This is a genomic window from Halorubrum sp. AD140 (genome assembly GCF_034497445.1).
In the GTDB taxonomy this organism is placed as follows: domain Archaea; phylum Halobacteriota; class Halobacteria; order Halobacteriales; family Haloferacaceae; genus Halorubrum.
Genome location: NZ_JAXRUU010000043.1, coordinates 1 through 22,397 on the forward strand (window position 1 = coordinate 1; position 22,397 = coordinate 22,397).

Consider the following 22,397-nt stretch of genomic DNA (forward strand, 5'->3'; position numbering starts at 1 on the left):
GGCACGGTATCGACCGCGGTGATGCTCGGATTGATGTTCTACGTCCTCGGAGGAGCAGCCGCGATCACGCCGTACGCGATGACGATGGTGTTCACGGGATTCGTCGTCCTCGAGTTCGAGAAGCTGTACGTCATCCGCTGGCTCCGAGAGACCCCGACGTTCTCGAACCCGTGGCTCGCCTTTGCGGTCGGCGTTTCGTTGCTATTCCAGCTGGCTGTCCTGTATACCCCGCTCAACCAGTACTTCGGAACGGTACCGCTAGGAGTGGCCGACTGGATACTACTCGGTGGTGTACTTGCAGTTGCACTTCCCGGGTACCTAATCGTCGTGCTCGCGATCAAGCGATATCTCCCACTCGCGTCTGCTCCCGGGTAGTCACCTAGTTAGGATCGTATCGAACCCCCAATGCCGACGAAGAGGGCCATCAGCACTGACCCAACGACGACTATCCACCCACTTCCGACCAATATCGCTTCGGTCACACCTGGGAACTGTTCTACGACAGGGACAAATATCCGTAGGTCGGCACCGATTACCAGTACTGCGCCCACGATATCGAAGCCGAGGTCAACGGCGGTGTCGCGCCAGCCGTAATGGATCAGCACGGGCTCGATGTCGAGTCGCTCGCCCAGGTCACGTGCAACCAGTTCGATTAGCTCCCAGAACACCCCGATCGCGAACGTGAACACGACAGTCACAGCCGCGATCGTCCCCGAAGCGTCCCCTGGTCCGGCGGTATTCGAGAGCGCGACGATGAGCGCGGCATAGAGCAGTGCTGCGACGAGTGCTGCGGACACGGTGTGAGTGAGGTGATCCCACCACCACGTCGACTCGTAGAGTCCCAACATGCCGAGTGAGTGGAGGAATCCTGCAGCCGCAAGCCACAGGGGGAGTACAGGGCCAAACGAAACGTTCAGTGAGAGAACTGCCGGGAGGACGAGCTCGATGACGACGGGGAGCAGAGCGAGGACAAACGACCCCAGCGCGTTCGTAGCTGCGGCGGTGTCCCGGCGTCGAACGGCGACGACAAAGAGACTGAGAATCCCGCCCTGGAGGAGGATGACTGCAAGTGCTGTGATAATGACCATCCGCTACCCACGTTCGGTGTGGTTTGGAGAAATCAAGATTCTTTGGTCGTCAAGTGATTCGGGATCAATCGACATTTTCGAGCCACCTTGTACGACTGAATTTCGAAGTCTTGCACACCTGCGGTACCCTATCAATAGCCAGATTCGCGGTAGCGAGCGGGTACATACGTCAGGAGGTGGTCAGGGTGACGTGGCGTGAGTACCTCACGTACGAGTGTAGCGGCGAGTGTAGGCAACAAGCGCCGGACAACCGTATACACGGATGCCACGGCCAGGGTAACGATCACAATCTGGCGCAGGACCCCATTGAGTGCTATCAGGAGTGGCACAGCGAGTGTGATCGAAACGAGGAGATCACTTGGCGATCCATCGTAACGGATCCAGCGACGAGGTGCGATCCACTGAGCCCAGTAGTGGTCGTACACGGCGCGGTTAGAGGTCGCTTCCCAGGGACGCAGTACCAGCCCTCCTCCGAAGATATCAGCAACGCTGTGGACCGCTGCTCCGATGAGGAAAAACGCGGTGAAGATAGTCGGTACCGAGGGGAGCAGACCTGCAAGTGTGAGTGCCGGAAGCGTGAGTGCGGAATAGTACACCGGATAGTGGAGCGATTTCCGGTGGCCGACATACAGGTTCAAGTCCGGAACGATCCCATCTAGAAGCCCTGCAACGAGCGCAATCCCTGTGAACTCCGGTGCAACGAACGCAACTGGCATCGCTAGCGCCATCCCCCCGAGAGCATGAGTCGGGAGCATCATTATGTTATGTTAGAGAGAAGACAATAGGATGAGTCTATCGGTCGTATACGATAGCCTGGAGGTTCGCCGTAAACAATATGAACGACAAGAATCGACGTAACCAGTATTCCGATATGTCTCCGCTCGAACAGTACGTGGCGCCGTGCGCTTTTTTTAAACAGGCCGATCACATTTCGAATCATGGCTGCAGTCCGCCGCCCTGTCATTGATGTATTAATGCCACACGACCCTCCCCTACTGGAGTTCACCGATCGAGTCGCGGAAACCGAGACCGTTGAGGGGGTGACCTCGTCTCTCATCGAGTTGGACCAGGAGGTTCAGAATATCAAGCTCATGTTCGAGGGAGACAGCTTGAAGTATACGGCGATAGAGGAGATTATTGAGAGTCTGGGTGGATCAGTTCATTCAGTGGATCAAGTTGCCTGTGGTGACTTTGTCGTTACTGATCGACCCACGTTGCAAGATTCCTGACAACCCGTGAGGTCGATTCGACCGCTCCTAAGGCGACTTCTCGGGAGGGAAGATATCCTCGCGATCTCACGTCGCTATTTCATCTCGAACAGGTTCGACGGGACGCTCACGAGTATCGGCATCATCGTTGGTGCCGTTCTGTCGGGTATTCCGGACGGACTCACCGTTATCAAAATCGGACTGGGAGCGGTGGTCGGTCTGGGAACGTCGGCTGTCTGGAGCGTCTGGGAGATCGAACGCGCCGAAACCCGGGCCGAGATCAGACGAATCGAACGAGCGATGCTCACAAACTTGGACGATACCCGTATTCATCGGGAACAGAGCGGTGCGCGGCTCTTGCACGCCACAATGAGCGGGCTCGGCCCCCTCATCGGGATTCTCATCCCGTTAGCCCCGTTCGTAGTCGAAGGCACTATTTTCACGATGCGGGAGGCCGCGGTGGTTGCAGTGGCGCTGGGAATCGGTGTTTTGGGCGTGTTCGGTGCGTACATGGGCTCGATTTCGGGACAACGGTGGTACGTTGCTGCCGCTCGGATGGGACTCGCCGGGCTCGTGGTCGCCGTCGTCAATTTCTTTCTTCCGGGGTGAGTGCTCTCGGTGCCTCTGGGGCGACCGGGTCACAGACCCCAGACGACGGTGATGCCGACTGTGGCGACGATCGCAAGCAGTAATTGGAGGGGGCCGCCGACCCGGAGGAAGTCGACGAATTCGTACCGGCCTGGACCGTACACCATGAGGTTCGTCTGGTAGCCGACGGGTGTCATGAATGACGTCGCCGAGGCGAACATCACCGCCAGCAGGAACGAGAACTCGTTTGCGCCCAGCCGAGCCGCCGCGTCGACTCCCACCGGAATCATCAGCACCGCCGTCGCGACCGGCGTGATGACGCTGGCCAGCAGCCCTGCGACGGCGTACAGCACAAACAGCACGCCGACGAGCGGGAGCACGTCGGCCGTCGCGACGAGGAACTCGGAGATGATCGTCGCGCCGCCGGTGGTCTCGAGCGCGATCCCCAGTGGAATGACGCCAGCCAGCAGGAAGATGACGTTCCAGGACACTGCGTCGTAGGCGTCCGCGGTGGTTAGACACCCCGTGACGACCATCGCAACGACGCCCGCCAGCGCTGCGATGACGATCGGGAGAGCGTCGAGGGCGGCGAGGGCGATGACGCCGGCAAAGATGCCGATGGCGACCGGCGTCTTCGGGGAGAGCGGCGCGATTTCGTCGATGTCCGCGCCGGGCAGGCGGTCGACGGCTCGCTCGTCGGCGACGAGCAGGTCGCCGGTGTCCGTGAAATACCGGATGGACGCTGGCGTTGTCCGCACCAGCAGCAGATCGCCGGCCTGTAGCGTCCGATCGTCGATGTCCGCGCGGAACAGGTCGCTGCCGCGGCGGACGGCGAGGACGCTGGTCTCGTGGTAGTCGTGGAGCCCGGTCTCGACGACTGTTTCGCCGACAAACGGCGAGTCCTCGGTGACGACTGCTTTTGCCAGGATGCCGTCGGTCGCTGCCGACTCGAACGTCTCCTCTGTCACAGGCTTTTGTACCCGCTGGCTGAGGGCTGCTTCCTCACGGAACTGGTTGACCGCCTGCAGGGAACCGTGGACGATCAGTGTGTCGCCGGCTTCGATGAGGCGGTCAGAGTGGGGACCGGCGTACGCCGTGCCGTCCCGTCGTGCCTGTAAGATACGGATATCGGGATACTCGCTGTCGGACTCTTCGACGGACAGACCAGCGATTGCCGACTCCGAACGCACCTGCATGTGGGTGAGGTAGTCGTCAATCCCAAACTCCGCAATCGGATCACTGTCTACCGGGACGCGGGCCGGTGTGAGCCGCCAGCCGACGGTGAGGAGGTACGCGAGCCCGACTGCGAGGAGGACGACGCCAAGGCTGCTGAACTCGAACATACTGATGCCGTCGCGGCCGTCGACGAGGAGGCGTGCGAAGTCGCTGGCAAGGATGTTCGTTGACGTCCCGATGAGAGTGAGCGTACCGCCGAGGATGGCAGCGTACGATAGTGGTAACAGGAGCTTCGAGGGACTGATTCCGGAGTTCTCCGCGAGGTCGGTGACCATCGGAATGAAGACGGCCACGATGGGTGTGTTGTTCACGAATCCCGCGAGTGGCCCGGTAGTGCAGACGGTCGCAATGAGCGCGCGAAACTCCTTGCCGGCTGTGAACTCTGCGAGGTGAATACCGAGGCGTTCGACGACGCCCGTGTTTTGAACGCCCGCGCTGAGCATGTACATCGCGATAATCGTGACCGTTGCGGGGTTCGCGAAGCCCGAGATTGCGGCCCGTGGACCCACACCGGTCCACGGTTCGAGGATGACGAGCGCCGCCACGACGCCGATGGCAGTGACGTCGTTTGGCACGACCTCGGTGAGAAAGGCGACGAGTACCACCAAGATCAGGACGAAGACGACGGTGGCGCCTGTAACCTCAACGACCGACATACGAGTGCCGACTCGGGTCGTACCCTTGACTGTTACCCTGCTCCGTTCCGTAATCGACGGATGGGGCCACTAGCGTCATCTATCGCGACGGTGAGGGGGATCGGGATGTCGCTTTCGGAGCTGCCACCCCAGTATCGCAAAGCCGACTAAGAGAACGGTGGCGACGAGGGGGCCGAGTGGCCCGTTTTGCGTGTGATCGACGAGGAGTCGCCACGCCGGACGAGCGACGCCGACTGCTCGGGCGGCTGTGACGACGACGAGGACAGCCGGGATCAGATACCGAACCAGAGAGTAGAGCCGACCGAGGTTTTCGCGGATCGTCTCCAGATCGGCGTCCCAGACGAAAACGAACACGATACAGAGCGCCGAGATGGGCAGTGCGAACGTCCCGACCGACTCGTCTATCAGGTCCAGAACGGGCCGTCCTGCGAGAGCCAGTTCGACCGGACTGTAACTCAACGCTGAGGGAACGCCGGCCACGAACACCCCTCCCGTCAGTAGAAGTGTCGCACGCGGACGAGAGAGCCGCGTGGTGTTCTCTGCGGCGGCGACACCGACCTCGAGGAGTGCGACGGACGAGGACAGCGCGGCGAAAAAGAGCAGTCCGAAGAACGCGACCGCGATGACTCGACCGAACGGCATCGTCGTGAAGGCGGTTGGCAGCGTCGTGAACGCCAGTTCCGTCCCAAGAGTCGGCTGGAGGCCGAAGCTGAATACGATCGGGAAGATGACGAGGCCAGCGATGATGGCCGCCCCGATATCGGCGATCGTAATCACCAACGACGATCTGAACAGGTCCGTTGCCTCGTCGACGTAACTTCCGTAGGTGAGCATGATCCCCTGGCCGACGGACATCGAGAAGAAGACCTGCCCGAAGGCCGCACTCCAGATTCCCAGATCCGTGAGCACCGAGAATTCAGGGGTGAACAGGAAAGCAGCGGCCTGCTCCCACTCCGATAGTGTGGTCGCGTACAACGCAAGCGCGACGAGGAGCGCAAACACCGTCGGCATCACAATCTTCGACATCCGTTCGATGCCGCCACGAACGCCCATTGAGACAACGAGCCCAGTAATCACTGTCGCGAGGACGAAGTATCCGACGGGGAGCCAGCTTGCGGTGAACGGCGCGAACGTCGTTTGTGAGCCCGCGAGCCACGAGAGGAAGAACCCAAGCACCCAGCCGGTGAGAACGAGGTAATAGCTCAGAATGAGGAGTACCCCGCCGAGGATGAGCCAGCCGAGGGCAGTGTACTCCGTTTTGATTGAGCGGAACGCGGAGACGATGTCGGTCCGCAGTCGGCGGCCGATCGCGAGTTCCAAAACGAGCATTGGAACCGCACAGACGAAAGCCGCGATGAGATAGGGAACGAGGTATGCACCACCCCCGTTCTGCCCGACAACAGCGGAAAACCGCCAGATGTTCCCGAGACCGACAGCGGCACCTACCGTCGCCAGAATAAACCCGAAACTGGATGACCAACGTGCTGTAGCCATAGCGTGGTCTGTGTCCGGCGATGGCTTAATTACCGGTTTGGGAGGGAAGAGTCTACTGCGGGTCTGCTACCTCCCACTCCATAGCTCGTCCTGAACCAGGTGTCAGCAAACGTTCCGTACCAGTACGGATTCCAGGCCTAGGGACCTGCTACTCAGAACAGGAGCTCGTGCCGAGCGGCAGGATGATTTATGGACTATCACTATTTTCCTATCACTATGAATACGAGAGTTGCAGGGGCTTCGGTCGGCGCGGGTATCACGGTATTCCTGAGTTCCGCTGTCGCCGTCATCGAACTGTTGAACGTCGAATTCTCCGCCCTCGTCGGCCTGCCCGTGGGACTGCTCGCCGGCGCTGCGGCCGCTGTCGCCGTCGCGATCCGGTACGATGCGCTCGTCGGCCCAGCGCGGTACACGGTTGACGCGGTTGCGGGGTTTGGGCTGGCGATCATTGTCGTCCTGGCGATTAGTTACGTGAATCTCGCTGGCCTCCGATCCGCCCTCTCGACGGACGTGACGGTCGGCATCGCAGCCCTCGCGGCGGCGCTAGTCGCACTCGCATCGTGGCGAACGGCTCACTGAATCGCCAGCTCTCCTGGCTACCGACGGGTCTCATCAAGCCCCTGGTCGCCGTGCTCTATCTCTATTTGCGGGCCGATTGATCGCCAGATATGCACGTGCGTTGTTCCGTCCACAGCGCCGTATCGTCCACGGAGGGAACGTAGCGTGTCCCAGAAGCAGTCAGCGGCGTTTCTCGGGCTCGCGCTCCCGGTTGCGACGCCGCCGAACGCCATCGCGTTCGGTACGGGCGCCATCGACCGCGAACACATGCTCCGTGCGGGTTGGCGACTTGGCGTAGTGATGGTCGTGCTCGAGACGGCCGCGATGCTGGTGACGTTCCGGATTGCGTGACCGCTCGTGTTCTGACTGGCGAACGTAGTTGCCCGTGCGTGAATTTGGTCACCTGAGTGGTTACTCCACCACTTGTCGGGTATCTACGGTTCCGCCGGGCCGATATGAGCTAACACTGCAGGAATTTTCCCGCGGTATTATACGCACTAGCTAAGCATTTACTCTCATGTCGTCACCGCCGTTTATCGACCCAGAATCTGGAGAATTGGATTTAGGTCAGATTCGAGCAGAGATATTTCCTCTTGCCGGTCTCATTGTTTTGTTCGGAGGAGCAGCACTTCTCTTATTTTTGATTACGCTGTTAGTTGCGGGTAACTCGCTGCTCGGTGGCGTCCTTACTGTCGTCTCACAGTTTATAATTGCAGTCGGCACCGGTATCGTGTTGATGTACGTCGTTGCGCGCGGGATACAGCTCGCTGACAGGTAGTAACGACGTGAGACATTCGGTGCCTATTTCCGTGTGAGATTGTGGACGCCGATTTGTTCTGCTAGACACGGCCGATCGATTTACCAGTCTCGTGCTGACAGGGCTGCAACACGGCCGGATAACCCCGCTCGTCTACGGTGAACACGATATCTCACCCGTTTCACCCGGCGACCTGTGCGATCGCAACTGCCTCGCTGTAGCACGCGATTGCCAGCAGCAGGAACACACCGACCAGAAGCGTCCACTCACGGCGAGTCAGCGACCAGTCACTCGGGGAACGGACTCGTCAGGTGACTGCCAGGATCTCAGCAAGAGCGACGGTGTGTCGAGGATCTCCTCAAGACGATCGCTACGGACGAACGATAGGATGGCCAGTACCAGGATGCCCGGCGTCATCGCGGCGACCATCAGCGCGACGAAAAGCCCGTATCCGGCTACCGTCGTTCTCGGATGTGTGTTCCAAGCTCCATACCCACGTTCTTGATATATCGTGAGATGTCACCCCAATAAATTGGTGCCACGGTGATACGTGGAGGGGCTGCGGGAGTTACCGCAGTCAGAGCAGCGCGACTTGTACGAGCGAGAGTGCTACCAAGGGAACGTGGAACGTCGCATGGGCCACCATCGCCGCTTCGAGGCTCCGTTGCCAGTACAGCCACCCGAAGACGACGCCTGCGATCGCGTTCAGAAGAATTGTCCGGGCTACGAGTGCCGGTGTTAGGTCAATGGACTGAGCGAGTGCCGGGAGATGGCCGATCCCGAACAGCACTGCAGAGATAACGATTGCAACCCACATGACTCCCGATCCAGGGCCGCCCGACCGACGACCAGTGAGTACCCAGCCGATGAATGCGAGCGCCGACAGGAGGCCGTAGCGGAGCAGTAGCTCCTCTGTGATGCCACCGTAGAGGAATCTGACCGGTGCATACGCGAGGACGCTCACGACAGTCGCGTCAGTCGCCCCGATTGCGGACTGGGGCAAGTCCTGAGCGACGAACGGCGCCAGCGCGACATCGAGAAGTAGAATCAGTAGGCCTCCGGTGACACCGAGGCCGACGGCGAGTCGAACCTCGGGCCGGAGGCGTCGCCAGACATCGTCGCCTGTCCTCGCCCAGTCAACAAGGTACGATGGCAACTCGACTCGTGGAGCGGCGTACGTCCCGACCAGACACGCAACGGCGAGCAGGAGAAGTGAGTTGACCGCTGCAGACACGGCGAAGAGCGGAAGCGATAGACCAGCTGGGATGGCTGTCGGTGGCGTCGTGAGATAGATGTACCCACAGAGGGCGAGGATTCCGGGTGTACCGGCTAGCAGCGTCACGCCGAACCGCTTTGCGAACGACGAGCGCTCGGCTAGAGACATACGGTGCCGAATCTCAGTGCAACGATAAAAGTGGTGTCACTGTCGTTGCTCTCCTCGCTATCGTTGTGATTCTCACCGAGATGGACCGTCGTATCGCCCCGTTCCGGCGTGGAGATGGCCATCGAGCTGTGTCCAGCCCTGGCGGTTGTCCGCGTAGATCGCAGGGGAGGTGCCCGCTTCGAACGTGTTGAAGCTGTTCGAGAGCCAGAATCCCCACTCGTTCCAGGCTTCGAATCGGATTTCGTCGACGGTAACGATCGCTTCGGTTGGCGAGTCGTACGTGGCTCCAGCGACTGTCGTGAACTCCCAGCACGCATCCGAATCGTCCCACGCGTACTCACAATCGGTCGGAGAAACGTTTTCGAGCGGTGCGAGGAACGACGCGTTCCCGATCGGATTCCGCGTTTCGATGTCGTGGTCGACCGACTGTTGCCACGCGATCGAGTACCGAGTCGGGTCGGGGGAGAGCTCTTTGTTGGTCATGTTCGCGGGAATCTCGTCTGGGCCGATCTGCTCTCGGTCGAGTACCGACCCATTCGGGGCGTACGTCCAGAGGATGTACCGGTCTTCGCCGACGAGGCGATCGACGTGGAGTCGAAGCATCGGACCGTGGACTGTCTGGACGATTGTCGCGTCCCAGTTCGTCAGCTCCGTGCCATCGCCGTCGTAAATCCACAGGTTCGATTCGGTGTCGTCGTCCACGTCTGCGCCGGCGGGAAACGGGAGATGGAACGTCGCGTTCTCGATTGTCGTATTCGTGCTGACTGACGTCGTGTAGGAGTACGTCGACGTGTGGGAGTACGCGAAATCCGGCGGGAAGAAGAGGAAGCCGATGGCTGCGACCGGCACGAGAACGACGAGGAGAGCGACCCCGATGATGAGGAGCCGCTTTGAGGAAACCATACAAAGAGTGCGCTCATATCAAATATAATACTATTGTGTGTCTGGATAGCGCCTCGCAGTGTGGAGTAGTCTCTGGTCGGGCTGTTTGTGTACTATCTCTGGTGGGTTGTAGGGGAGGTAGAAGGGATAATTCGGAAGAACCGGACCACAAGGGTGAGGCCAGTGAGACTCAGGAGAGCGAACAGCACGATCTGGGGAAGCGGGACGGATTGGCCGTTCTGAAGCATGAATATGATCATGGCAAGGACCGCGAGGCCGAGCGTAGTGCCCTTCACGAGAAGGACGCCGGTAAAGACGTACCCCCACGCTCGGTGTTTCCAGAGGAACGCCGCCGAGAGGGTGAACGATGGGATGACGACACCCAGATCGAGTGATTGGATGACGGGAACAGGAAGCGTCGTCTCGGCGATACTCGGGGGTCTGGTTCCGGCGAGACTCGCTGGGCCGACCTCGCCGAGCCACAGCAGCGTCAGGAGTCCGGCGACGAGAAACTGGAACGCGACGTAGCCGCGAACCGAGTGATCGTCGAATGCCTCTTTTAGGGTTGCTGGGTCGATGCGAACGACGCCGCCGAGTAACGTGAACAGCGTCAGCCCGAACAGCGCAACGTAGACGAGGTAGAGTTCGTTGAATGCCGTGAGGAACGCATAAGAGGCGTACGTGTACAGGAGATAGCCGGTGATGCCAAGCCAGACGACGTGGCCACGGAGTGATCCGCTGTGGGCAAAATACAGAGCCACGGAAAGCGTGGGTACAGCGACGAAGAGTGTCAGTAGGTCCTGTCCGTACAGCTGTGGAAGGAGGACCGCGGCGTCCCGATAGAACTCCGGGACAAACAGCCCAACACCGGTCGCTACAACCGAAAGCACGATGATGAGCATCGACGACACCACGTACGGACGAGAGAGTCGGTTGGAGGACGGCGTTGCGGTCATGTCGCTGGGCTCTCTGTGCTGTCCGGAGTGACGCCGAGACGCCCCTCAAAGAACGCCGCGACGTCAGCTGCGAACGCGTCGACGGCATCCCAGTCGGTGAATTCAACGTCACCGCTTGCCCTCCGCTCTCCGTCGAGCAGATCCTTTGCGATCTGTTTCATCATGAGCCGCTTGAGGAACCCATACTCCGAGAACCGTAGCGCGCCGCCGAACTGCCCGATTCGATCTGGATGCCAGCCGGTTTCCGTGATGAACGACTCGACGTATCCGGCGGCTTCTCCCTGTTTCTCCTCACTCGCTGAGGACAGCGAGACTTGGAAGAATGCGGTCGGTATCTCGGCCAGAGCGTCTCGGTTGTCGGCAACAAAGGTACGGATCTCGTCCTGGTGTTTCCCGACGTGGATCGAGGCACCCACGATGACGGCATCGTACTCGTCCAATGTGACCGATTCCGGTCGGTCCGCCACGTTGAGTGCGTTCGTCTCGTGCCCTCGCTTGCGTATCGTGGTCGCGATTCGCTCTGCAATCTTCGCTGTTTGGCCTTCACCCGTCCCGTAGAGGATCAGTACTGAACTCATATCTCACACCCTCTGTCGGCCCGTTCGATCCATCAGCAGATAAAATCAGCCGAGTCATGGCTCGGTTCTGTCATCCGAAGACTCACTATCGTATCTAAAACGTCAAATCCCGGCAGCCCGTTGGTGGAGAGAACGTGGCCGTTACTGATCCGCCGTCGCTGTCGACGTGCACTATCCGCATCGAACGTCGAGGCGGTCGTGGGGAAGCAGGCGCGCAGGCACTCGAACGAGACCTTCAACAGCGAACAGGCGTCCACGACGCCGACGTCTCCTTCCGAACCGGGACCGTCCAGATCACCTACGACGAGAACGCCACTTCCGAAGCGTCGATTCGAGAGGCCATCCGCGATCGAAGCGTCTCGATCCAAGACGATCTCGATATGCCACCGACGGACGCACCCTTCCGCTCGGAACTCCGTCAGGAGACGTTGTTCGTCGGCCTGACGCTGCTCGGGATGGTGGTTGGTCTGGGTGCGGGCTGGCTCGAGGGCCCTGTTCCCCTCCGGTGGGCCGGCTACGGCATTGCCTACGCGTTCGGCGGCTGGTACGGCCTCAAGGGCGCGATCGAGACACTCCGTCATGGGGCAGTCGACATCGACCTCCTGATGATCGTCGCTGCGCTCGGTGCCCTTTCGATCGGGGCGCCGTTCGAGGGCGCGATGCTCCTCTTCCTGTTCTCGCTGTCGAACGTGCTCCAGCACTACGCGATCGGGCGTTCGCGCCGGGCGATCAAATCCCTCGTCGAGATGCGGCCGGACGAAGCCCAGGTGCTCCGCGACGGAGAGGAAGTGACCGTCCCCATCGACGACGTCGACGTCGGCGACGTGTTCGTCGTCCGTCCCGGGGACAAAATTCCGCTGGACGGCGTCGTCACGTCCGGTGAGGGGAGCGTCGATCAGGCGTCGCTCACCGGCGAATCAGTTCCCGTGCCGAAAGCCGTCGGCGACGAGGTGTTCGGCGGCACGATCAACGAGAGCGGGAGCCTCGAAATCGAAGTCACGCGGCAGGCCCACGAATCCGCGATCAGTCGGCTCATCCATATGGTCGAACGCGCCCAGAGCGAGAAGGCGCCGACCCAACGACTTATCGACCGCCTCGAACAACCGTACGTCCTCGCCGTGTTCGGGCTCACGATCGCAGCGATTGCGATTCCGCTCGCACTCGGGAGTGAGTTTACCAGCACGTTCTATCGAGCGATGACCCTGATGGTCGCGGCGTCGCCGTGTGCGGTCATCATCTCGACGCCCGCAGCGGTCCTCTCGGCGATCGCCTCCGGCGGCAGACAGGGCGTCCTGTTCAAGGGTGGCGAGCACGTCGAGGCGGCCGCGAACATCGATGCGGTTGCCTTCGACAAGACGGGCACGCTCACGCAGGGCGATACGCAGCTGACGGATGTTTCCGTCCGCGAGACGGCAGACGAATCACTCACCGACGACGAGCTGCTCGCACTGGCTGCCGCAGTACAGGCGCGATCGGAGCATCACCTCGCTCGGGCGACGGTGACGGCAGCGAACGAACGGTCCCTCGACGTTACCGACGCACAGCGGTTTCAGTCGGCTGCAGGGAAGGGCGTCCGGGCTGCTGTCGACGACAGTACCATCCACATCGGAAATCGGAGTTACTTTGAGTCAATCCTCGAAGACACGGCGGTCCAGGGGCTTGAGCCGGGCCTCGACCGACTCGAGTCACTTGAGTCGGAGGGGAAAACGAGCGTCATTGTTGCTCGGGAGACCCGGGGCAGCGTCGGCGTGTTGGGCTGGCTGGCGTTCACCGACACGGTACGCCCGGGGGCCGCCAAAATGATTGCTGACCTCCGTTCGCTCGGCGTAGAGCATATCGTGATGCTGACCGGGGATAACGAGCGGGTCGCGCGGCAGATCGCCGACGAGGTCGGTATCGACGAAGTGCAAGCGGAACTACTCCCGGAAGAGAAGGTGGCGACCATCGAAGACTTAGTCGATCGGCACGGGAACGTGGCGATGGTCGGCGACGGCGTGAACGATGCGCCGGCACTGGCGACCGCAACCCTCGGTGTGGCGATGGGTGGCGCCGGGACCGACGTCGCACTCGAAACCGCCGACGTGGTACTGATGGGTGACGACCTCAGTAAGATCCCCTACGTCTTCGGGCTCGGACGCAGGACTCGGCGGACGCTTACTCTCAATCTCGTCATCGCGTTCGGGGCAATCGCACTCATGGTCGGCGCGATTCTTCTACGAGGGATTCCGCTCCCCCTGGCCGTGGTCGGTCACGAAGGATCTACGGTACTCGTCTCGCTGAACGGCCTCCGATTGCTTGGCTATCGGGAGTGATCTCACAGGTGCTCAAACAGCTTTGAGTTTCTCGACTGACAAAATGTAATTTCGATAAAACTTTTCTCAGCCGGTGTCCGAACTCGGGTGTGAACACACCAGTCACCGGAACTACCTTCCGCAGATCGGGGGCGAGAGCGGATGAGTAACGAGCAGCGACAGTCCGGCGTTCGCTCGTGGATTGACCGCCACCGGCTCGTCGCCTTCCTACTGATCACCTACTCGTTTACGTGGGTGATCCAAGGGATCGTCGCGGCCATGGGGCTCGAAGCGTCGTGGACTCAGTCGATTCTCATCGGATTCGGTGCGTTCGGCCCACCCGTCGGCGCCGGCGTCGTCATCTGGGCGAGCGGTGGTGACCTCCGCAAGTGGATCGGACAGTTCTTCATCTGGCGGATCGGAGCCAAATGGTGGGGAATCGCACTTGGACTGCCTTTCGTGATACTTGGAGCGGGAGTTGCCCTATTCGTGGCGCTCGGCGGCCCCACTAATCTGAACTCGTTACCGTTCCCCGGGATCTATCTCTTCGTGCTGGCCTGGGGCACCGTCTGGGGCGGCGGCCAAGAAGACCTGGGCTGGCGGGGCTTCATGCTCCCACTCCTCCAAGACAAGTACAGCGCGCTTACCTCGAGTATGATTGTCGGCGTTACCTGGGCTGGCTGGCATCTCCCGCTGTTCCTCAACGCCGCCACGACTCACGGTGGATGGGGCCTCTCCCAGCAATTGATCTGGGTCGTCTCGATTCTCGCCGGCTCGATCCTCTGGACGTGGATGTACAACAACACGGGCAGCGTCCTCGCAGTCGCCGTGTTCCATGCCGGCATCAACGGGATGGGCGTCTTCCATCCTGCTGACCTGGAGGCTATGGCTCCCGGTGGGGTTCCTGATACAGCATTGAATCTCCTCGCTGAAGTGACCGGCGCCGTCCCGCTTGTCCTACTCGCCGTCATTCTCGTGGCCGTTTACGGGAGCGACCGGCTCGCAAATAGTGAGACCCCCGGGTCAGAGGTCGTTGGACTCGACTGACGGCACCGGTCTTCTCTCCCCTTATTGCCAGGAAAGCATCTGCGGAACTCTCCTTAAAGAGAGAGGGTCCTCGCTGGTCGCTGTTAGACTGGGTTCCGGGAAGCAGTGTCACGCATCAGGAGCGGTCGATCGGTGCCACTGCTAACGTGTCGTCGATTGCAAAACGGGGGGTTCATTGTCGAAAGAGATCGTACAGGATAGTTCAACCGGGTCATCCGAGACCTGTGTGGTCGTAATGTCCCCAGACGTGATGAACTCGAAAAACTGCCAGAGGGGAATATCGAGCAGTGAAATTCCATGGGTCCAGAGATCGTGAATCACGACCGGATGAAATGCGGTCGTCACTTCTACCGGCATATGCAGCATAAACCGGCACTCGCGGCACGTACTGGCGTGCGTATAGAGAGTTTGTCATCCTGGTCGTGGGATTCGATACGGGTGTTGACGGGACGGCTTTGTTGAAATCCTCAGCAGTTGATAGTTTTACACCCCCGATCGTTCAGTAGAGGAGACTCACGGATCGCTCAACACAGTTGGCTTACGGAGCAACCGAACTGAAAACGGGTTCTGGATCGGTCGGTTTGGTCGCGTCACAGATCCTGATCTGACCGTCGTCGCGAACAAAGATGTTCCACGTGTTGTATTGGAAACTGAGGAAAACCGCTGTATCGCTTTCGTCTCTGTTTCGTTCGAACAATTGGTTGAGAGCGTCAGCGTCGATCATATCGTAGAGCGGAGGAAGCGTCGTCGCATCGAGCCCTTCTACTTCCGCCAGTGCGCGCACGATCGCCGCCACAGGTGTTCGGTCGCTCCCATCTCGATAGTGTGCATCGACGACAGGTGTACACTCCCGGTACAATACTATTGGGTCTGAACCCATGATCACTTCCTGAAATTTCCACCCACCTAAATCTTGTCAATGACATAATTTACTACCTTTCTAAAAGAAGTGAACTTCTATCTCCACAATCATCAGTTGGGAGATACGCACTCTTCAGCGACCAGCTGTTTCAGGGATTAATATATCTGAAGAAAAGGATTTCAACAAGGCCAACTCATACAAGAGGGAGTTTCCGTGATGGCTGTGTCAGAACTCGATTTGTCGGAGCCACAGACCAAGTCCGATCAACAACGCACCCGTTACTGCCCAATATCGTACCTCAGAAGAGGTAGAACAGCGGGAAGATGAACACCCAGACGATGTCGACGAAGTGCCAATAGAGTCCGAAGTACTCCACCGGCCGCTCGTCCTCGAGGTAGTGCCCTTGATAGGCTCTGATGAACAGAAAGATAGCGATCAGGAGGCCACCGACCACGTGGATTCCGTGAAGCCCTGTCGTCACGTAGTAGATCGACGCTTGGATCGGCGGCCCGTGGGCGTTGGATGCGATGGTGACGCCCACGTCGAAAATCTCGTGGTGCCACTCCCACATCTTGATCGCAAGGAACGTGAACCCTAACAGGATCGTTGCGCCGAGCGACGCGAGCAAGCCCTGCCGGCTCTTCCGGCGGGCCGCGACCAGCGCCAGGATCACTGTGAACGACGAGGTGATCAACACGAACGTGTTAATGAGGCCGGGTAGTGACTCAGTCAGCGGCGACCAGGTCATCCAGCCCGCGTTGTAGCGGATGAATATTGCAGCCGAGAGCAACGCTCCGAAGACGAGCACGTCAGACGCGAGGAAGAACCACATCCCGAGCTTCACCTTCTCGACGCCCTCAAACGGCCAGCGCTCAGCGAACTCCGTGGGCGGGGCGTAGAAGTCCTCCAGCCCCCACTTCACGCCCGATGCGGCGAGACCGACCAATCCGACGATGATGAATATCGGATATACTGGATTAGCGATCGTCACGCTCGTCGCTGCGAGTGACTCGCCGAGCTCAAACACGACGTTGTCACTGAACCCGGAAAGTCCGAGCAGCATGACTCCGAGCATCAGCGAGAGTGTGAATGGCCAGATGCTCGCGTGACTCGGGTGTTTGTCCCAATGTGGGTACTCGGAGATGTGTGCCGAGTGACTGTCACCGCCGTCAGTGGCGACATCACCGTTGTCGTCGGTCTTCATCGCGGGACCGCCGTCCGGCACATAGTCTTTCACGAACTCCAGTTTCCCGGACGCGTACGACGGCCGGTTCGGCCAGTTCTCTAGCGGTGGCGGCGAAGAGATGGCCCACTCTGCGGTCCGCGAGTAGTCCCACGGGTTGTCACCAGCGGGCTCACCGGAGACGTACGATTTCCCGAGGTTGTAGAACATGATGAAGAACGAAAGTCCGAGCACGAACGCGCCGATCGTCCCGAACTGGTGGTAGATCTGGAACTCGGGGTTGTACTCGAACACGCGCCGCGGGGTTTCCCAGGCGAGGAACATCGAGAAGTAGACGGCGTTAAACCCGACGAAGAACGTAGCGAAGTGAAGCTTGCCGAGGAACTCGTCATACATTCTTCCGGTTACTTTCGGGAACCAATAGTAGATCCCACCAACGAGGGCTGTCGCGCCCCCGAACATGACGTAGTGGAAGTGCGCGACCACCCAGTAGGTGCCGCGGAACTCGTAGTCTAAGACGATAGCCCCAAGGAACACCCCGGTGATCCCGCCGAGAATGAACAGTAGCAACGCGCCGAACGCGAAGAGGAACGGCGTCGTGAATTGGATTCGCCCCTTGATCAGCGTGTAGATCAGCGAAAACACGAGGAGGTCGAAGGGCAGAGAAATCCCGATGGTCGTCGCCATCATCAGCGTCTTGATCTCCAGGTTGATCGTCGTCAGGAACATGTGGTGCATCCACACGAGGAACGACTGGACGGCGACCAGACAGATGGCGATGATCACCCACTTCCGGCCGACGAGCCGCCGCCCGGAGAAGGTCTGGAACAACTCAAGCATCACGCCGAGCGCCGGGAAAAAGACGATGTACACTTCCGGGTGGCCGAAGAACCACCAGAGATGGCCCCACAGCAGCGCCCCTCCTTCAGTCGCCGAGAAGTAGACACTCCCGAGGACGCGGTCAGAACCGAGGATCAGGAGGGCTCCGAGGAGGGCTGCAAACGCGAACAGCATCATCCACACGGTCGCGAGGATAGACCAGGTAAAAAGCGGCATATCCATGATTCCCATCCCCTCTGCGCGCGAGTGGTGGATTGAGGTGAGGAAATTCACTGTCGATGCGGTCACCCCCACGATGAACATCGCCAGCGCGAGAATTGCTCCTGTTGACCCGATATTCGGCGTGTACATCGGGATGTTGAGCGGCGCATACATGGTCCAGCCGGCAGTCAGTGTGCCGCCCTGGAAGAAGCTGATTCCGAGGAGCACACCAGAAAAGAGGTACAGCCAGTATGAGACAGCATTGAGCCGTGGGAACGCCAAATCGTCTGCACCGATCTGGAGCGGGACGAAGTAGTTCGCGAACCCGAACGCGAACGGTGAGAGGAACCAAAACACCATGATCATCCCGTGAGCAGTGACGGCCTCGTTGTATGCGAGCCCGGACATGACCTGATTCGCTGGGTCCCACAGCTGTACCCGAATGAGCAGCGCGAGGACGCCGCCAAAGAGCAAGAAGAACAGCGCGGTGATGGTGTAGAGGATGCCGATGTCCTTGTGATTCGTCGTGACGAGCCAGCGCTTCACCGAGGTTGTCGGTGGAAGTCCATGAGAGCTCTCAGTCATGTTTGCCTCAATGAGCCGCAGAAGCTGTCTGTGGGCCGGATAGACCGGTCTTCGGTCTTGTCACAACACATATGACCACATTTGCTTCTTGAACGTACTAAGGATTCAGTTGGCGCACGACAAGATTAGATACACAGGGTACGGACGACGAGACATAATGGAGTTGAGCTAGCAATGCGGGAGTTTGTGTTCGACCTGACGCACACAGGGCGAACTTTGGACAGCAACTGGGTTCCTGAAAACGGGTCGAAGCCGGTTCGATCGACTGGAATGGGAGGCTGTCTCGGGGATCAGACGTTCTGGCGTGTCGAAAGCTTCCAGGGGCCGACCGCGGCGATGGACGCTATCGAGGAGCAACTGCTCCCCGATCCAACCGCTGTTGATCAATTGACCGAGATGGGGTGTGACACCGATGTGGTTGCGGAGCGATTCGGTCGAACGGAAGAGAGTCTCGACTGTTATATTCGAATCAAACGGATCGATTCGTGTGAAACGGTGTATACTCTCGCGGCCGAACACATCGACTCGAACGTACTCTTCGAGTTCGACCGCGACGGCGACACGGAAACGTGGCGAGTATTGATGGAGACTGATGAACGAGCTGGACTCTTCTACGATGCGCTCCAAGCCGCACTCCGACCGGACATTCTCTTTAATTTCGATCACATCGGAGAGGCATCCGGGTGGCCGACTGAGCTCGTGCCACAGCTGGACATTCCGACCGAACAGCGAGCAGTACTCGAACTCGCCGTGGATCAGGGCTACTACGAGACCCCGCGGCAAGTGACGCTGGACGACCTCGCCGCAATGATGGACTGTCCGCGGTCGACGCTTTCTTACCGACTTCGGCGTGCCGAGTCGCGGCTGGCGAAGGCGTTCTCCGCGAGCGGATCAGATGACACGTTCGACGGAATGCCGCAGACGCCGAACGAGGTGACGGACGAATGACCACCGATCGTGATGCGGCACTGGTCTCGGCCGAGTGGATCCAAGACCACCTCGACGAGTTCGCCGAAGATGAACCCGAGTATCGGCTCGTCGAGGTCAATGTCGACACCTCTCGACACAATACAGGACATATCCCCGGCGCAGTGAGTCTGGATTGGAACGCGGAGTTACAAGACCCGGAGCGCTTTGACGTCGCCTCGCCTGAGGCATTTGCCCAGCTTGTGGGTCAGTACGGTATCGAAGAGGACACCACCGTCGTCCTCTACGGCGATCTGTATAACTGGTTCGCGGCGTACGCCTATTGGCTGTTCACCTACTACGGACACAACGATGTCAGACTTCTCGACGGAGGATGGAGGTACTGGATCACTGCGGGGAAGCCAGTAGCTGATCGAACGTCAGAGTATCCGGCCGTCTCGTACGCTGTACCGGCGCCAGACACGTCTATCCGTGTCGACCGTCCGGATGTTGAAGCGGCGGTTACCGGGGGAAACACGACGATTGTTGACGTTCGCGCACCACCGGAATACCGAGGCGATGTCCTGTCTCCACCGGGGTGGAACGAAGGTGTCCAGCGGGGCGGGCACATCCCAGGAGCCGAGAACGTGCCGTGGAGTCAGGTTGTCAATGCGGACGGCCGATTCAAGTCGAACGCGGCGCTCCAGGAACTATTCAGCCAGTTGCTTGACGAGCAAGTGGTGGTTTACTGCCGGATCGGAGAACGTTCGGCAATGACATGGTTCGCACTTCATGAACTCCTTGGAAAACGCGACGTTACTCATTACTATGGATCGTGGGTTGAGTGGGGAAACACAGTGGGCACCCCGATCGAAACTGAGTGAGCTACCACACACTTCAATATTAGTTGCCCAAACGACAACCTCTACGGGCTCCCTCGCGTTACATCGAACGACTTCGTCGAAGACATCATGTTCTACAACGGTATCGCCGAGCTTAGACTACCTGTCGACGTGAGGCAGATCGTTCGTGGTCGAGGAACCAAACAGGGTTTTTACTACCCGAGATAGAGAAGCGATCGAGTTAGCTTTCGGCAGCCGGGGCCGCAGTCTCGGACTGTTCGTACTTGGTCTCGAACTCCTGGATGAGCTGACCCATCTTCGCGTACCAGTCGTTGAGGAGGCGCTGCATGTCGTCGGCGATCTTGGAGGGGTCCGTCGGCGAGTAGACGTGGTAGTAGCCGCCCTGGTCGTAGTTGATCTGGTCTTTCTCGATGAACCCGGTCTGCAGCAGTCGCTGAACGGCACGGTAGGCGGTCGAACGTTCGCGATCAACTGCATCGGCAACCTCGTCTACTGTCAGCGGTTCTTCGGACTCGACGAGCGCCTGGAAGCACTCCTTATCGAGCTCTTTGAGGCCGTGGAAACACTCCAGGAGCCCCTCGCACTCCATGTCCCGACGGAGCTGTTCAGACATCGAATCTGGCATTGTTATCGTCGATACGTAGGTACTGGGCCGTTAAAAGACTTTTGTACGGATTACACAATTCCGTTATGGACTAAGGCGGGTGGGACAGCAACACCGCGCGAGCAACCCAGCAGTATCCTGAAACACTCACAGCGTCGACAGACAGATCACCTCGACGGTGTACTGGATTAGCGCAAAAACAGATTAATCTGCAGCTGTAGTCGCCTGGCGACGCGTTTTACGGAGCGAACCAATCGTCGTGTAGAGGATCGCGAAGGCGACGACGACTGCCGCACCGATGACGAGCACCAGCCCGAGCAGTTCGATCGTCGGGTTACCGAGGTAAGAACCGACCTCGCCGATACCCACTGCGACGGCACCGATCAACAGCATTCCGCCGAAGTAGATCTTGATGCCGTCAGCGTCGACAACGGCGGTCGCAGCAGACCCGATCCGCGCCCCGAGTGCGCTCCCGAACAGCAGCGGGGCGACAATACCGAGGTTCACGCCGCCTCCCTGTCCGTAGAGGTAACTCCCGAGGCCACCGGAGAAGACGATCTCGAAGAGGTCAGTACCGACGGCGACGGGCACCGGGACACCAATCGCGTAAATCATCGCCGGCATTCGGATAAACCCGCCACCGACGCCGAGGAAGCCCGACAGGAGGCCGGTCGCGAAGGCGACGGCCGTAATGACCCACGCGGAGACACGGACGTCGCCGCGAAGGGTCACCATCGGCGGAATCCGAACGGTCTGCTGAATCGTCTTCGCGATTTCGGGAATCTCGTACTCGCTGAGGTCTTGGTCGGTCGCGTCATGATCGATGCCGCCACCGCCGTCACCCTTCAGGGCGTCACGGGTGACCATTGCGCCGACGCCGCCGAGTAGAACGACGTAGGCGACGCTGATGATACCACCAGCAAGCCCCAGTGACTCGAGGTAGTAGACGCTGGCGCGCCCGACCTCGATACCGATGGTCGTCCCGGTGATCATGATGACGCCGAGCTTGTAGTCGACCTGCCCGAGGTCGTGGTGTTTCAGGGTCGCGATGACGGCCGTCCCGAAGACGAACGCCATCCCACTGCCGACTGCGACAGGCGCCGGATAATCCAGCATCAGCAAGGCCGGGGTGACGAGGAACGACCCGCCCATCCCGAAGAATCCGAACAGAACGCCGACGACGAGGCCAAACCCGACGAACACCGCTAACATCTCGGGACTCGTCCCAAAGATTCCGAGCCCGTCGAGTACACTACTGAGCACTCGCTTCACCTCCAACCAGGAGTTTCATCAAATAGGGACCGAAGAGCCGTTCGAGACCCCCGTATCCCACGTAGAGCACGATCGCTTCCAGTAGAATCGTGCCGATTAGCAAGGCTGTCTCTGGGTCCCACGTAGGGATCTCTAGTCCCGCCATCGGTTCTCCCTCTCACTGTCGGATTCGGTAATTCGCTGTTGGCACATTTCTACTCAATTCCCTCTATCTGCTTCGTGCCTATAACAGTTTTGGGATTACTATACAATATTATATTCCAGTAACCTCGGGTGGTGTGCCGATAACTTAGAAAGAACATATGTCTCTCCGTCACCTCCACAACTGACCGGAGTTCGAGCATAGACGGCCCTTCCA

Annotated in this window: 22 protein-coding genes; 10 read left to right on the plus strand and 12 right to left on the minus strand. The window is 59.5% G+C overall.

Annotated elements, in window-relative coordinates; all coding sequences use genetic code 11:
• Positions 1-375: cation transporting ATPase C-terminal domain-containing protein (locus U4E84_RS11265; protein WP_322532191.1), on the plus strand; the 375-nt coding region annotated here is incomplete at its 5' end.
• A gap of 8 nt (positions 376-383) precedes the next feature.
• On the opposite strand, the gene U4E84_RS11270 is transcribed toward U4E84_RS11265, so the two are convergent.
• Positions 384-1,088 (minus strand): hypothetical protein, encoded by a 705-nt coding sequence (locus U4E84_RS11270; protein WP_322532192.1) that lies wholly within the window; start codon positions 1,086-1,088, stop codon positions 384-386.
• Between the two features lie 131 nt (positions 1,089-1,219).
• Positions 1,220-1,846 carry a metal-dependent hydrolase gene (locus tag U4E84_RS11275; protein WP_345785511.1) on the minus strand — a complete coding sequence of 209 codons (627 nt, stop codon included), beginning with the start codon at positions 1,844-1,846 and terminating at the stop codon, positions 1,220-1,222.
• A gap of 180 nt (positions 1,847-2,026) precedes the next feature.
• Between U4E84_RS11275 and U4E84_RS11280 the strand changes: the two genes are divergently transcribed.
• A complete protein-coding gene (locus U4E84_RS11280; protein WP_322532194.1) occupies positions 2,027-2,317 on the plus strand; it encodes a DUF211 domain-containing protein in 291 nt (96 codons plus the stop codon).
• A gap of 6 nt (positions 2,318-2,323) precedes the next feature.
• Positions 2,324-2,905 carry a VIT1/CCC1 transporter family protein gene (locus U4E84_RS11285; RefSeq protein ID WP_345785512.1) on the plus strand — a complete coding sequence of 194 codons (582 nt, stop codon included), beginning with the start codon at positions 2,324-2,326 and terminating at the stop codon, positions 2,903-2,905.
• 29 nt (positions 2,906-2,934) lie between these two features.
• On the opposite strand, the gene U4E84_RS11290 is transcribed toward U4E84_RS11285, so the two are convergent.
• Together U4E84_RS11290 and U4E84_RS11295 are read right to left on the minus strand one after the other, a co-directional pair.
• Positions 2,935-4,776: an SLC13 family permease gene (locus U4E84_RS11290; RefSeq protein ID WP_322532195.1), complete on the minus strand. Its 1,842-nt coding sequence runs from the start codon at positions 4,774-4,776 to the stop codon at positions 2,935-2,937.
• A gap of 75 nt (positions 4,777-4,851) precedes the next feature.
• Complete coding sequence (locus U4E84_RS11295) at positions 4,852-6,270, minus strand: sodium-dependent transporter (RefSeq protein ID WP_322532196.1); 1,419 nt, start codon at positions 6,268-6,270, stop codon at positions 4,852-4,854.
• Positions 6,271-6,486: 216 nt separating this feature from the next.
• On the opposite strand from U4E84_RS11295, the gene U4E84_RS11300 reads away from it, so the two are divergent.
• The 3 genes from U4E84_RS11300 (at position 6,487) to U4E84_RS11310 (ending at position 7,606) form a co-directional block, all read left to right on the plus strand.
• A complete protein-coding gene (locus tag U4E84_RS11300) occupies positions 6,487-6,849 on the plus strand; it encodes a hypothetical protein (protein ID WP_322532197.1) in 363 nt (120 codons plus the stop codon).
• A gap of 144 nt (positions 6,850-6,993) precedes the next feature.
• Positions 6,994-7,179: an anion permease gene (locus U4E84_RS11305; protein WP_322532198.1), complete on the plus strand. Its 186-nt coding sequence runs from the start codon at positions 6,994-6,996 to the stop codon at positions 7,177-7,179.
• A 166-nt stretch (positions 7,180-7,345) separates the two neighbouring features.
• The gene (locus U4E84_RS11310; RefSeq protein ID WP_322532199.1) at positions 7,346-7,606 is read left to right on the plus strand and encodes a hypothetical protein; all 261 of its coding nucleotides are present in this window, start codon (positions 7,346-7,348) and stop codon (positions 7,604-7,606) included.
• A gap of 556 nt (positions 7,607-8,162) precedes the next feature.
• Here U4E84_RS11310 and U4E84_RS11315 read toward each other — a convergent pair.
• From U4E84_RS11315 to U4E84_RS11330, 4 genes are all read right to left on the minus strand, one after another.
• Positions 8,163-8,969 carry a CPBP family intramembrane glutamic endopeptidase gene (locus U4E84_RS11315; RefSeq protein ID WP_322532200.1) on the minus strand — a complete coding sequence of 269 codons (807 nt, stop codon included), beginning with the start codon at positions 8,967-8,969 and terminating at the stop codon, positions 8,163-8,165.
• Positions 8,970-9,041: 72 nt separating this feature from the next.
• On the minus strand, positions 9,042-9,872 hold the full coding sequence (locus tag U4E84_RS11320; RefSeq protein WP_322532201.1) for a hypothetical protein: 831 nt from the start codon (positions 9,870-9,872) through the stop codon (positions 9,042-9,044).
• A 92-nt stretch (positions 9,873-9,964) separates the two neighbouring features.
• Positions 9,965-10,753 (minus strand): hypothetical protein, encoded by a 789-nt coding sequence (locus tag U4E84_RS11325; protein ID WP_322532202.1) that lies wholly within the window; start codon positions 10,751-10,753, stop codon positions 9,965-9,967.
• 50 nt (positions 10,754-10,803) lie between these two features.
• Entirely contained in the window at positions 10,804-11,385 is a 582-nt protein-coding gene (locus U4E84_RS11330; protein ID WP_322532203.1) for a flavodoxin domain-containing protein, read from the minus strand.
• A gap of 134 nt (positions 11,386-11,519) precedes the next feature.
• Between U4E84_RS11330 and U4E84_RS11335 the strand changes: the two genes are divergently transcribed.
• Together U4E84_RS11335 and U4E84_RS11340 are read left to right on the plus strand one after the other, a co-directional pair.
• The gene (locus tag U4E84_RS11335) at positions 11,520-13,697 is read left to right on the plus strand and encodes a heavy metal translocating P-type ATPase (protein WP_322532204.1); all 2,178 of its coding nucleotides are present in this window, start codon (positions 11,520-11,522) and stop codon (positions 13,695-13,697) included.
• Positions 13,698-13,838: 141 nt separating this feature from the next.
• A complete protein-coding gene (locus U4E84_RS11340; protein ID WP_322532205.1) occupies positions 13,839-14,723 on the plus strand; it encodes a type II CAAX endopeptidase family protein in 885 nt (294 codons plus the stop codon).
• Positions 14,724-15,261: 538 nt separating this feature from the next.
• Here the strand turns inward: U4E84_RS11340 and U4E84_RS11345 are convergent.
• A complete protein-coding gene (locus tag U4E84_RS11345) occupies positions 15,262-15,603 on the minus strand; it encodes a HalOD1 output domain-containing protein (protein ID WP_322532206.1) in 342 nt (113 codons plus the stop codon).
• A gap of 280 nt (positions 15,604-15,883) precedes the next feature.
• Positions 15,884-18,394: a cbb3-type cytochrome c oxidase subunit I gene (locus U4E84_RS11350; protein ID WP_322532207.1), complete on the minus strand. Its 2,511-nt coding sequence runs from the start codon at positions 18,392-18,394 to the stop codon at positions 15,884-15,886.
• 174 nt (positions 18,395-18,568) lie between these two features.
• Between U4E84_RS11350 and U4E84_RS11355 the strand changes: the two genes are divergently transcribed.
• Together U4E84_RS11355 and U4E84_RS11360 are read left to right on the plus strand one after the other, a co-directional pair.
• Complete coding sequence (locus U4E84_RS11355) at positions 18,569-19,342, plus strand: helix-turn-helix domain-containing protein (protein ID WP_322532208.1); 774 nt, start codon at positions 18,569-18,571, stop codon at positions 19,340-19,342.
• Complete coding sequence (locus tag U4E84_RS11360) at positions 19,339-20,184, plus strand: sulfurtransferase (protein WP_322532209.1); 846 nt, start codon at positions 19,339-19,341, stop codon at positions 20,182-20,184. Before U4E84_RS11355 ends, U4E84_RS11360 begins: the two co-directional genes overlap by 4 nt.
• A gap of 199 nt (positions 20,185-20,383) precedes the next feature.
• Here U4E84_RS11360 and U4E84_RS11365 read toward each other — a convergent pair whose 3' ends face one another.
• A complete protein-coding gene (locus tag U4E84_RS11365) occupies positions 20,384-20,788 on the minus strand; it encodes a helix-turn-helix domain-containing protein (protein ID WP_322532210.1) in 405 nt (134 codons plus the stop codon).
• A gap of 183 nt (positions 20,789-20,971) precedes the next feature.
• Entirely contained in the window at positions 20,972-22,030 is a 1,059-nt protein-coding gene (locus U4E84_RS11370) for a sulfite exporter TauE/SafE family protein (protein WP_322532211.1), read from the minus strand.
• Positions 22,031-22,397 lie beyond the last annotated feature (367 nt).

Bases quoted from the DNA above. Each gene is read 5' to 3' on its own strand.
- U4E84_RS11295 (WP_322532196.1), bottom strand. From the start codon at position 6,270: ATGGCTACAGCACGTTGGTCATCCAGTTTCGGGTTTATTCTGGCGACG.
- U4E84_RS11310 (WP_322532199.1), top strand. From the start codon at position 7,346: ATGTCGTCACCGCCGTTTATCGACCCAGAATCTGGAGAATTGGATTTA.
- U4E84_RS11345 (WP_322532206.1), bottom strand. From the start codon at position 15,603: ATGGGTTCAGACCCAATAGTATTGTACCGGGAGTGTACACCTGTCGTC.
- U4E84_RS11290 (WP_322532195.1), bottom strand. From the start codon at position 4,776: ATGTCGGTCGTTGAGGTTACAGGCGCCACCGTCGTCTTCGTCCTGATC.
- U4E84_RS11330 (WP_322532203.1), bottom strand. From the start codon at position 11,385: ATGAGTTCAGTACTGATCCTCTACGGGACGGGTGAAGGCCAAACAGCG.
- U4E84_RS11275 (WP_345785511.1), bottom strand. From the start codon at position 1,846: ATGATGCTCCCGACTCATGCTCTCGGGGGGATGGCGCTAGCGATGCCA.
- U4E84_RS11355 (WP_322532208.1), top strand. From the start codon at position 18,569: ATGCGGGAGTTTGTGTTCGACCTGACGCACACAGGGCGAACTTTGGAC.
- U4E84_RS11350 (WP_322532207.1), bottom strand. From the start codon at position 18,394: ATGACTGAGAGCTCTCATGGACTTCCACCGACAACCTCGGTGAAGCGC.
- U4E84_RS11340 (WP_322532205.1), top strand. From the start codon at position 13,839: ATGAGTAACGAGCAGCGACAGTCCGGCGTTCGCTCGTGGATTGACCGC.
- U4E84_RS11365 (WP_322532210.1), bottom strand. From the start codon at position 20,788: ATGCCAGATTCGATGTCTGAACAGCTCCGTCGGGACATGGAGTGCGAG.
- U4E84_RS11270 (WP_322532192.1), bottom strand. From the start codon at position 1,088: ATGGTCATTATCACAGCACTTGCAGTCATCCTCCTCCAGGGCGGGATT.
- U4E84_RS11300 (WP_322532197.1), top strand. From the start codon at position 6,487: ATGAATACGAGAGTTGCAGGGGCTTCGGTCGGCGCGGGTATCACGGTA.
- U4E84_RS11325 (WP_322532202.1), bottom strand. From the start codon at position 10,753: ATGCTCATCATCGTGCTTTCGGTTGTAGCGACCGGTGTTGGGCTGTTT.
- U4E84_RS11320 (WP_322532201.1), bottom strand. From the start codon at position 9,872: ATGGTTTCCTCAAAGCGGCTCCTCATCATCGGGGTCGCTCTCCTCGTC.
- U4E84_RS11315 (WP_322532200.1), bottom strand. From the start codon at position 8,969: ATGTCTCTAGCCGAGCGCTCGTCGTTCGCAAAGCGGTTCGGCGTGACG.
- U4E84_RS11360 (WP_322532209.1), top strand. From the start codon at position 19,339: ATGACCACCGATCGTGATGCGGCACTGGTCTCGGCCGAGTGGATCCAA.
- U4E84_RS11280 (WP_322532194.1), top strand. From the start codon at position 2,027: ATGGCTGCAGTCCGCCGCCCTGTCATTGATGTATTAATGCCACACGAC.